Below are 10,092 nucleotides of genomic sequence, written 5' to 3'. Positions count from 1 at the left end.
CTCTAATTTGGTAAATAGAATGTTTGCCAAATACAGGGAAATTTATCGCTTTATTTAGTTCTAAATAATTATGCCCTCATAATAGGAGATATTTTGAGAATCGATTTTTGAGGGTCGGATCATGGCCGAGAATACTCTGGAAATAGCCAAGGCGAGAGCCCTTAGAAGCGCCCAGATACGGGAGAAACAAATTCTGGCCACGCCGAAATACGCTCTCCCAAAGAAAGCGCCGAAACGCCTCCCTCTGGCCCTCCTGCGTCTGCGCCGATGGCTAGGGATATAAGACTACAAAATCCCGCCAAGCCTCTCGCCCCAGAAGGCCGCGCCGGAAATGACCGCGCCGCGACCGGTTTCGTCCGTCTCATGAAGGTGAATCGTCAGCATGGCAGGCGGCAGATAAGGCCCGGCCCGCTCCGGCCATTCGACAAGAGTAATGCCGTCTCCGGCATCTTCAAAACCAAGCTCGAAAATTTCTCCGGGATTCGTCAGGCGGTATAAATCGAAATGCGTGATCACGCCCCAGGGGGATTGGTAGTGCTGAGCCAGGGTGAAACTGGGGCTGGGTATGATCTCGTCTGCGCCCGCCAAAGCGCGAATGACGGCCCTGGCCAGCACGGATTTTCCCGCGCCTAATTCGCCGGACAAGCCGATGACGTCCCCTGGAAGCAAGTGACGCGCCAGCGTCTCGCCCAGCGCCTCCGTCGCCTGGATGTCAGGCAGCGGCCGGTGCGCGCGCCATATCGCCGCCGCCGTCATTCACCGGCCTGCGCCACGGCGGCCTGGGAGGACACAGGCGCATGAATCGGAATCATGCAGCTGACCTTGGTGCCTTGATTAATTTGGCTTTCGATCCTGACTTCGCCGCCATGCAACTCGATGAAATTCCTGACCAGCGAAAGGCCAAGCCCGACCCCGCTTTGCCGCGCCTGGGCGTTGCTGCGCTCGAATTTGAGCCAGATGCGGTCCTGATCCTGCTGCGGAATGCCGATGCCGGTATCGGCGACGCTGAGATCGATGCGGACGCCGTCGCGCCGCGCCATGAGGGTGATGCGCCCGCCCGGCGGGGTGTATTGAATGGCGTTGCTGACGAGATTAAAGAGAACCTGCTTGATGCGCTTCTCGTCCACGTCGAAATAGCCGATACCCGGCTCGGCGTCGATGACGAGCTCCAAGGACTGCTGCCGCGCCCATTCGCCCAGCATTCCGGCGACCGACTGAAGCAGCGGCACGATCTCGGAGCGGCGGCGGGTCAGCGTCATGCGTCCGGCGTCGATGATGGCGAGATCGATCACGTCGTCGATCAGCAGCTTGAGCCGCTTACTCGATTCCATCATGGTCTTGGCGTATTCGAGCTGCCGCTCGTTGAGCGTACCGAAATACTGGTTCGCGAGAATCTCGGCGAAACCCATGATGGTGTTGAGCGGCGTACGAAGCTGATAGGAGACGTTGGCGACGAATTCCGATTTCAGCCGGTCCGCCGCGGCGAGCGCCGCGTTGCTGGCGCGCAGCGCCTGTTCCACGCGGGTCGAATCCGTCACGTCGATGAAGCTGTTGAGCATGGCGCCGTCGGGCAGCGGCACGGTGTTGAAGGCGATGATCGTTTCGTCGGCGCGCTGCATCCGTCCGCTGCGCGGCGCGCGCTCCAACGCGAAGCCGATCATGTCGCGGCGGAACTCCGCCCAGCGCTCGGCGCTGGCCATCTTCTTCATCTTCTCGACCAGCTCGTTGACATGCGGCTCGTCGCGAAGCTCTTCCGGCAACAGCTGCCAGATGCGCTCGAAGGCGGGATTGAACAGTTTCAGCCTGCCGTCGGCGCCGAACACGGCGATGCCCTCGGCAAGATTGTCGAGCGTCTCGCGCTGCACGGCGATCAGCGTGTTATACGATGATTCGAGCGCCAGCTTGTCGGTCACGTCTTCATGCATGAACATGAGGCCACCCAGCGGATGCGGCACCGCCACGACGCGCAGCGTCATGCCGTCGGGCAGATGCAGCATGTCCTCGCGCGGCTCGATCAGCGACGTGAAGAGCGACATCCGGTCGCGCTTATAGCGCGGGAAATCGACTTGCTCCGGCATGCGGCGGCGGGCGCGCAAATCCTCCAGGATTTCTCCGAAAGTCGGCTTGAGCGCCAGAAAACTCTCGTCGATGTCCCACAGCCGGACATAGGCGCGGTTATAAAAGGCCAAGCGCTGATCGGCGTCATAGATCACGATCGGCGTGCCCAGACTCTCCAGAACCTCGTGCTGGGCGGCGACATGCCGCGCGAGTTCGCCTTCCTTCTCCTCGACAGCCGTCACATCCTGCGCCGCGCCGAGCATATGAAAATCGCCCGCCGCATCGCCGGTCCGGCGCTCGGCGCATTCGATAAGGTGCCGCGCGCCGTCGACCACCATATGCCGCCGTTCCCGAACGGCGGCGGGAGCGACCGCCGCGCGCATGGCAAGATCCCTGCCGCCGCCGCGCGCACCTTGTTGCGGCATCAGTTCGATCTGCTTCGCCAGCACGGCGTCGCGCGGCGCGTCGCACCATCGGGCGTAAGCCGCGTTGCACCAGGAAAGACGCAGTTCTCTGTCGCGAATCCAGAGCGGGAAATCCAGCGCGTCAAGAGCGCTATGCAAAGCTTCGGTGCGCGCGGCTTCCGCCCGCTGGCGCGTCTCCGCGGCATTTTCCGCGACGGCGGCGGCGGTGACGTCGCGCATATGGATGATATTGTAAAGCGCCCCCGCGCCCTGCTCCGGATGGCGGCGCCCGCGCAGGATGAAAGTCTTGTGATCGTCCATCGTGCATAGGGTCAACTCGAAGCCGCGTCCGGTCTGCTGCAGCTTGCGGAACTGCTCGACTAGGCTGCCGGTATGATCGATGGCCGCGACCAGATCGTCGAAATGCTTTAATTGCCGTCCCGGCACCAGCGTCTCGAATCCCTGCGACGCCAGCAGCAGGCCATCGGCATCGAACAGGCACCAGCCGGCGTCGAGGGTGGAGAAAATCGCGTCATGGCGGCTTAATGTATCCCGCGCGACGGCGACAGCGGTTTTTTGGCGGCTAAAATCGCGATGCAGGAAAAGCAGAAGAAACGTCACTCCCCCGGTCGTCAGAAGGGCGAAAATCGCCGCCGCGGTGGCGCCCCACGCGCCGGCAGCCGCGCCGATCGCAACCAGGATCGCGAGCACCAGCGCCATGACCCCAAGCCGGGCGATATGATGGGAAACGAAAGGCATCATAGGAGATACAATAGCTTATAAAAAGCGGATCATCCAAATAACGACGGTTTAGTTATGGTTTGGTTAATAGGGCGGCCATACGCGACTATTTCCATGTCCAAGGGCCTGTTTTAGGCCGTAAACTGCTCTCGCGTCTTGGCGAAGCGGATGCCGGGATTTTCCTCGACCGTTTTGTTGAGATGCCAGGCATTGCGCGCCAGGAAGACCAACGCGCCGTCATGGTCTTCGGCGAGGCTGCCGCGCTGTTTCTCGGCGAAATCCTTGAGCAAAACCGGATCGTCCGCGCCGACCCAGCGCGCGGCCTCGACTCCGGCGCTCTCGAACCGCGCCGGAAGCCCGTATTCAGCGGCGATGCGCGCCGCCAGCACCTCGAACTGCAAAGGCCCGACGACGCCCACCACCCATTCGGCGCCGGTCATCGGCTTGAAGACCTGGCTCGCGCCCTCCTCGGCGAAATGCTCCAGCGCGCGGCGCAGATGCTTCATCTTCAGCGGATCGCCGATATGCGCCCGCTGCATCAGTTCCGGCGCGAAGCTCGGCACGCCGGTGAAACGCAGCGCCTCGCCTTCCGTCAGACTGTCGCCGATACGCAGCGCGCCATGATTGGGAATGCCGATAATGTCGCCCGCATAGGCGTCCTCGGCGAGTTCGCGCTCCCGCGCCAGGAACAGCACGGCGTTGTTGACCGCCATCTGCTTGCCCGCGCGCACATGCGTCAGCTTCATGCCGCGCTTGAAATGGCCGGAACACAGCCGCACGAAAGCGATCCGGTCGCGGTGCTGCGGGTCCATATTGGCCTGCACCTTGAACACAAAACCGGTGAGCTTCGCTTCGTCAGGCGCCACGGTGCGCTTGTCGGCGGGCTGCGGGCGCGGCGGCGGCGCATAGGCGGCAAGTCCGCCCAAAAGCTCGCGCACGCCGAAATTATTGACCGCCGAGCCGAAATAAACCGGCGTCATATGGCCTTCGAGATAGCTTTCCCGGTCGAACGGCTTGCATAAGCCGCGCGCCATTTCCACGTCGTCGCGCAGTTTCCGCGCGATCTCGGCGCCGAGCAATTCGTCGATCTTGGGATCGTTCAGGCCGTGGCAGGCGATGCCTTCGTCGACGCGGCTGCCGCTGCTGCGGGACATCAGGATCAGCCGGTCGTTGATCAGGTCGTAGCAGCCGCGAAAATCGCGCCCCATGCCGATCGGCCAGCTCGCGGGCGTGACGTCGAGCGCCAGAGTCTGCTCGATCTCGCTCATCAGATCGAACGGATCGCGCGCCTCGCGGTCCATCTTGTTGACGAAAGTCATGATCGGCACGTCGCGCAACCGGCAGACCTCGAACAGTTTTCGCGTCTGGGTCTCGATGCCCTTGGCGGCGTCGATTACCATGACCGCGCTATCGACGGCGGTCAGCGTGCGATAGGTATCCTCGGAAAAATCCTCGTGGCCTGGCGTATCGACGAGGTTGAAGCTGCAATCGGCGTAATCGAAGCTCATGACCGAGGCGGAGACGGAAATGCCGCGCTCGCGCTCGACCTTCATCCAGTCGGAGCGCGCCCGGCGCTGCTCGCCGCGCGCTTTGACCGCACCCGCCAGCTGGATCGCGCCGCCGAACAGCAGCAGTTTTTCAGTCAGCGTGGTCTTGCCCGCGTCGGGATGCGCGATGATGGCGAACGTGCGCCGCCGGGCGATGATAGGCGAAAGGCCGCTGGTCATCGTGGCTATTTCGGTTCTTCAAAATGCTTATACATCGGCGGCTTCTTCCCCTCGCGAACCGGGGGCACCATGTCGTCGCCGTAATAGTCGTTCGACTTTTCGATCATATCGGACCGCAAGGGCGGAGGCGCGTCGGGCGGCATCATGAATTCGGGATGGCCATTGTCGCTCGGCACATACGGGCGCGTGAGGTCGGCCTCATGCTTGCTGACCATGTCGGCCTCCGGCCTCCTTCCTTCATCCGGATCGCGGCCATAGGTATCGTAATAGCCGTCTGCCGGCGGCGGCAGAGGCATTTGAGCCTGCGCCGCCGGGGCCCAGAGCAAAAGAACGAGTGCTGGCAGACAAATGATCATGCGCGTTTTATAGCATGAAAAATTCATGGCGAGAAGACCACCCGGTCGCGCCCCGCCTGCTTGGCGCCATAGGCCGCCCGGTCGGCGCGCTTGAACAGATCGGCGGGCGTTTCGTTGGCGCGCATGATCGCCCCGCCGATGCTGATCGTGACGATCTGCTCGCCATGCGGGTCGGGCAAAACAAAAGGAACCTTCCCGACGGCCTCGCATAATCTCTCGCCGATGCTCTGCGCCGTGGGAGAATCGGTCTCGGGAAGCACGACGACGAATTCCTCGCCCCCGTAACGGGCCACGAAATCCGAAGGCCGGAGATTGTTAAGCAGCCGCAGCGCCAGCTCTTGCAGCACTTTGTCGCCGGCGTCGTGGCCGAAACGGTCATTGACGCTTTTGAAATGATCCGCGTCGATCACGAGCAGCCCCAGGGTTTTGTTGACTTCGAAACAGCGCCGCAGAAGCTGCGGCAAGTGATAATCGAAATAGCGCCGGTTAAACACGCCGGTCAGCGGATCGGTCAGCGCAAGGGACAGGCTTTGCTCATAACTCTGCTTCAGCCGCTCATAGGAGCGCCGGAAGCGCACCTGATTGCCGACCCGCGCCGCCAGCTCCACGCTTTCGATCGGGCGCAGCAGGTAATCGTTGGCGCCGAGATCGAGGCCGCGCGCCACGCGCTCCTGGTCGGCCTGATCTCCGAGCAAAAGGATAGGCAGATAGCGGGTTTTCTCCTGCCCCCGCAATTCGGGGCAGATGCGAAGCCCGTCATCCTGGCGCAAGGTCAGCGAGCAGATCGCGAGATCGTAGTTCTGTTTAAGCGCCGCCTCCTTGGCGGCTTCGGCCGTCGTGGCGACCTGAGTCAGATGCGCGCCAAGCGGCGCAAGCGCCGCGCGCACCTGATCGAGTTCGAGCATGTCGTCGATGACGGCCAGCACGCTTGGCGCGCTTATATCGACGTCTTCGTCGAATTTCCCCGCCTCCACCCCCAAACTGTTGCTGGTATTCTGGCGCAAGCGCCACTCATCCATGACCATCTTGAGCCGAAGCAGCGACCGCACCCTGGCGAGCAGTGCGGTGTCCTGGATCGGCTTGGTCAAAAAATCCTGGCCGCCCGCTTCGAGCCCTTTAATGCGGTCTTCGATATCCGAAAGCGCCGTGACCATAATCACCGGCACATGGCGGGTGCGGGCGTCGGCGCGCAGCCGGCGGCAGACTTCATAGCCGTCGATATCCGGCATCATGACATCGAGCAGAACAAGGTCCGGCGGCTCCTTGAAGGCGAGCGCGAGCGCGTCCGCGCCGCAGCCCGCCGTCACGACGGCGTAGTATTCGCGGGTCAGGCGCGCGGCGAGCAGCTTGACATTCAGCGGATTGTCATCGACGACCAGGATGCGTCCCGACATGCTCTAGCCTATGACAGAAACTGCTTGACGGTGGCGAGCAATTTGCCGACCGAAATCGGCTTGGGAAGATAGCCGTCGCATCCGCCGGCAAGGATTTTTTCCTCGTCGCCCCGCATGGCGAAGGCCGTAAGCGCGATGACCGGAATCGACTTGAGCTCGTCGTCCTGCTTGAGCCAGCGCGTAACTTCGAGGCCGGAGACTTCCGGCAATTGGATATCCATCAGGATGAGATCGGGCCTTCTGGCCCGCGCCATTTGCAGCGCCTCGAGCCCGTCCTTGGTCTGCATGGTCTGATAGCCATGCGCCTGCAGAAGGTCGCGGAACAGCTTGATATTAAGCTCGTTGTCCTCGACAATCAGGATGCATTTTGGGGGCGCGTCAGTTGCCGCGCCGGAATTTTCTCCGAAGCTTTGCCCGGAATTTTGATCGCCGTGTTCTGCCATGGAATCAGGAAAATTTTCTGTTATTGGGTACTTTCCTAACATCGCGCAGGGCGGTTAAGAATTAGTTAGAGTCTGGCCCGGCGGCTGCCTGCCGGGCGCGCCGCAAAACCATTATATTATAGTGCCTTACCCGTTCCGTCCGTGGTAAAAGCCATCGCTTATGACCAGCCGAGATTTGTTTCCCCCGCTCGCCCCCTATGCCACGGGCTTTTTGCCCGTCGATGATCTGCATACCCTGTATTGGGAGGAATGCGGCAATCCGCGAGGCGTCCCGGTGGTATTTTTGCATGGCGGTCCCGGCGCGGGCGCGCGCGAAGGGCACCGGCGCTTTTTCGATCCCCAGGCTTTCCGGATTATCCTGTTCGATCAGCGCGGCGCGGGACGCTCGCGACCGCTGGCCGAGACGCGGCAAAATACCACGGAGCTTCTGGTCGGCGACATGGAAAAGCTGCGCGCGCATCGAGGCGTCGCGCGCTGGCACCTGTTCGGCGGCTCATGGGGCAGCACGCTGGCCCTTGCTTACGCCCAGGCCCATCCCGACCGTTGCCTGGGGCTGATTCTGCGCGGCATATTTTTGATGCGGCCCGCCGAGATCGATTGGTTTCTTTACGGCATCCGCAATATTTTTCCCGATCAATGGGAGAAATTCGCGGCTCATATTCCGCCGGCGCGGCGGCATGATCTTCTCGCGGCCTATCTTGAACTGCTCAACCATCCCGATCCGGCGGCGCATCACCCGGCGGCGCGGATATGGGCGCGCTACGAACGCGCCTGCGCCTGCCTGATGCCCGACGAAACCGCTGCGCAGCGCGGCGGAACCGACGACCCCCATGATCTCGCCATCGCCCGCATCGAAGCGCATTATTTCGCGCATAATCAATTTGCGCCGCCTGCGAAGCTGCTGGACGGCATCAGCAAAATCAGGAAAATTCCCGGCGTGATCGTGCAGGGCCGCTATGACGTCATATGCCCTGCGGCGACCGCCCATGATCTGCATCGCGCCTGGCCGGAGGCCGATTTTCGTATTATTCCCGACGCGGGTCATTCAGCCTTGGAGCCCGGCATCCGCCGCGCCTTGGTCGCCGCGACGGAACGGTTCAAGAATATCCGGGAATAGAAAACGCCCCCCTATAAAAATAAAAACCCCTCTTCCCGCTATCGCGGAAAGAGGGGCTGATATTATTATACCGTTTTTCGCGGCGAATTATTGACCGGCGTCGAGAACGATTTCGGCGCGGCGGTTCTGAGCTTCGCGAACGCCATCGGCGGTCTGCACCAGCGGCGTGGTTTCACCCAGCCCCTTGGTCGCGATGCCGCCGGTCGGCAAGCCGAGACGGATCAGCTCGGCCTTCACCGACTTGGCGCGGCGCTCGGAAAGCTTCTGGTTATAGGTGTCCTTGCCCGCGCGATCGGCATGGCCGGTCACGTTGACGCTGACATGCTTGCCCTTCTTATAGTCGGCGGCGACCGAGGCCAGGATGTTCTTGGCTTCCGGCGTCAGCGTCGATTTGTCGAAATCGAAGAACACCATGTACGTGTTCGCGATTGCCGGAGCTATCGGCTGAGCGACGGGAACCGGGGCTACGGGAGCCGGAGCCGGCGGCGGGGCTGGCGGCGTGGGCGCATCGAAATGATAGCGGATCCCGGCCAGGATATTGTGCGAGCTGTATTCCGACTTCATGTTGCCGAAATCGACATTGAGCGTCGAAAGATAGCGGTAATCGAGCGTCGCGGCCCAATGTCCGGCGAATTCATACGAGAAACCGCCAATCGCCTGATAGGCGAAATTTCCGGCGTCGCCATCGGTCGCGCCGACGGAAGTCGTCGGGCTGCCTGCGACGGTCAGACCGTTGCCCCAGATATGGCCATAGCCGACGCCAAGGCCGACATAGGGCGTAAGGAACCAGTTGATGTCCATGTCATAGAACAAATTCGCCATGGCGTTGAACACGCTGTAGTCGCCCGAAGCGCCCAAAGCGGGATTGCCGAAGGGATTGGTGCTCTTGTCGAAATCGGCCATGCTGTAGCCGAGTTCCAGTTCGGTGCGCAGGCCGTTGCCCCACGCATAACCGGCCTGGCCATGAACTGCGGGGCCGGGATCGAAGCTGAGCTTGTGCGGCGGCAAGCCGGTCTTCGACTCGATTTCGTCTTCCATCGGAATGGTCACGCCCGCGCCGAGGCCGACATAGGGGCCTTCATGGATGTATTTGGCGGCGGCATGAGCAGGCGCCGCGAGAAGCGCGAGCGCCGAAACCGTAAGGCCGAAAACGCGCAAACTGGTCATAGTGTGGACTCCCTGGAGATATAATTGAAGTAATAGAAAAACCGGTGTCGGGGCTGGTGTGGGATATAGCACCGGTTGCGCATAAAAGTAATATTATTCCCGCGCTTCGGACAGCCAAAAATCTGGAAACTTGCCAACTGTGCCGATTCTGCAACGATTGTGGCTTTGCTTATGGTAAATTTACATGATAGCGTGTGTCCGTCAGATGGCCGGATAACCGCTCTGCCTTAACCGGCGGGGAGGAAAGTCCGGGCTTCACGGGAAACGGTGCCGGATAACGTCCGGCTGGGGCGGACCCACGGATAGTGCCACAGAAATCTAACCGCCTGCCGCCTTAAAACGGCAGGTAAGGGGTGAAATGGTGCGGTAAGAGCGCACCGCGCCTCCGGCAACGGAGGCGGCATGGAAAACCCCACCGGAAGCAAGGCCGAATAGGAGCGGTTTGCGGCGCAAGCCGCAGATGTTTCCCGCATTACCGCTCGGGTAGGCTGCACGAGGCGTCCGGCAACGGCCGTCCCAGATGAATGGTTATCCCCGCGCAGGACGCGCGGGGACAGAACCCGGCTTACAGGCCATCTGACGAATTTACGGAATAAACCTATTTGCTTTTCAAGATGATACCAATTATCAATGATCGACGGAGCGGCTGATATTTCGCCGCACCGATAATATTGCGAATGGATAT

Annotated in this window: 8 protein-coding genes and 1 other RNA gene; 2 read left to right on the top strand and 7 right to left on the bottom strand. The window is 61.3% G+C overall.

The features are described 5' to 3' along the window. Positions 1 to 285 precede the first annotated feature (285 nt). The 6 genes from tsaE to WDO70_03300 all read right to left on the bottom strand — a co-directional run bounded on the left by tsaE (position 286) and on the right by WDO70_03300 (position 7,123). Entirely contained in the window at positions 286 to 756 is a 471-nt protein-coding gene (tsaE, locus tag WDO70_03325) for a tRNA (adenosine(37)-N6)-threonylcarbamoyltransferase complex ATPase subunit type 1 TsaE (GenBank protein MEJ0062240.1), read from the bottom strand. Further along, positions 753 to 3,224: a PAS-domain containing protein gene (locus WDO70_03320; protein ID MEJ0062239.1), complete on the bottom strand. Its 2,472-nt coding sequence runs from the start codon at positions 3,222 to 3,224 to the stop codon at positions 753 to 755. The genes tsaE and WDO70_03320 overlap by 4 nt, the downstream gene beginning before the upstream one ends. Positions 3,225 to 3,334: 110 nt before the next feature. Further along, complete coding sequence (locus tag WDO70_03315; GenBank protein ID MEJ0062238.1) at positions 3,335 to 4,930, bottom strand: peptide chain release factor 3; 1,596 nt, start codon at positions 4,928 to 4,930, stop codon at positions 3,335 to 3,337. Positions 4,931 to 4,935: 5 nt separating this feature from the next. Beyond that, complete coding sequence (locus tag WDO70_03310) at positions 4,936 to 5,226, bottom strand: hypothetical protein (GenBank protein MEJ0062237.1); 291 nt, start codon at positions 5,224 to 5,226, stop codon at positions 4,936 to 4,938. 83 nt (positions 5,227 to 5,309) lie between these two features. Further along, positions 5,310 to 6,680 carry a PleD family two-component system response regulator gene (locus tag WDO70_03305; GenBank protein ID MEJ0062236.1) on the bottom strand — a complete coding sequence of 457 codons (1,371 nt, stop codon included), beginning with the start codon at positions 6,678 to 6,680 and terminating at the stop codon, positions 5,310 to 5,312. Between the two features lie 8 nt (positions 6,681 to 6,688). Continuing rightward, on the bottom strand, positions 6,689 to 7,123 hold the full coding sequence (locus tag WDO70_03300) for a response regulator (protein ID MEJ0062235.1): 435 nt from the start codon (positions 7,121 to 7,123) through the stop codon (positions 6,689 to 6,691). Between the two features lie 160 nt (positions 7,124 to 7,283). Here WDO70_03300 and pip point away from each other — a divergent pair, with 160 nt between their 5' ends. After that, on the top strand, positions 7,284 to 8,240 hold the full coding sequence (gene pip / locus WDO70_03295) for a prolyl aminopeptidase (GenBank protein MEJ0062234.1): 957 nt from the start codon (positions 7,284 to 7,286) through the stop codon (positions 8,238 to 8,240). A gap of 87 nt (positions 8,241 to 8,327) precedes the next feature. Here pip and WDO70_03290 read toward each other — a convergent pair whose 3' ends face one another. Beyond that, positions 8,328 to 9,407 carry an OmpA family protein gene (locus WDO70_03290; GenBank protein ID MEJ0062233.1) on the bottom strand — a complete coding sequence of 360 codons (1,080 nt, stop codon included), beginning with the start codon at positions 9,405 to 9,407 and terminating at the stop codon, positions 8,328 to 8,330. Between the two features lie 201 nt (positions 9,408 to 9,608). Between WDO70_03290 and rnpB the strand changes: the two genes are divergently transcribed. Further along, positions 9,609 to 9,991: RNase P RNA component class A (gene rnpB / locus WDO70_03285), an RNA gene on the top strand. Positions 9,992 to 10,092 lie beyond the last annotated feature (101 nt).

The sequence above is a fragment of the Alphaproteobacteria bacterium genome (genome assembly GCA_037200005.1).
In the GTDB taxonomy this organism is placed as follows: Bacteria; Pseudomonadota; Alphaproteobacteria; order UBA9219; family RFNS01; genus JBBCGY01.
This window is presented reverse-complemented; position numbering and strand designations above follow the sequence as displayed.

Coding starts and splice junctions, on each gene's coding strand:
- tsaE (MEJ0062240.1), bottom strand. CDS start 756: ATGACGGCGGCGGCGATATGGCGCGCGCACCGGCCGCTGCCTGACATC.
- WDO70_03320 (MEJ0062239.1), bottom strand. CDS start 3,224: ATGATGCCTTTCGTTTCCCATCATATCGCCCGGCTTGGGGTCATGGCG.
- WDO70_03315 (MEJ0062238.1), bottom strand. CDS start 4,930: ATGACCAGCGGCCTTTCGCCTATCATCGCCCGGCGGCGCACGTTCGCC.
- WDO70_03310 (MEJ0062237.1), bottom strand. CDS start 5,226: ATGCCTCTGCCGCCGCCGGCAGACGGCTATTACGATACCTATGGCCGC.
- WDO70_03305 (MEJ0062236.1), bottom strand. CDS start 6,680: ATGTCGGGACGCATCCTGGTCGTCGATGACAATCCGCTGAATGTCAAG.
- WDO70_03300 (MEJ0062235.1), bottom strand. CDS start 7,123: ATGGCAGAACACGGCGATCAAAATTCCGGGCAAAGCTTCGGAGAAAAT.
- pip (MEJ0062234.1), top strand. CDS start 7,284: ATGACCAGCCGAGATTTGTTTCCCCCGCTCGCCCCCTATGCCACGGGC.
- WDO70_03290 (MEJ0062233.1), bottom strand. CDS start 9,407: ATGACCAGTTTGCGCGTTTTCGGCCTTACGGTTTCGGCGCTCGCGCTT.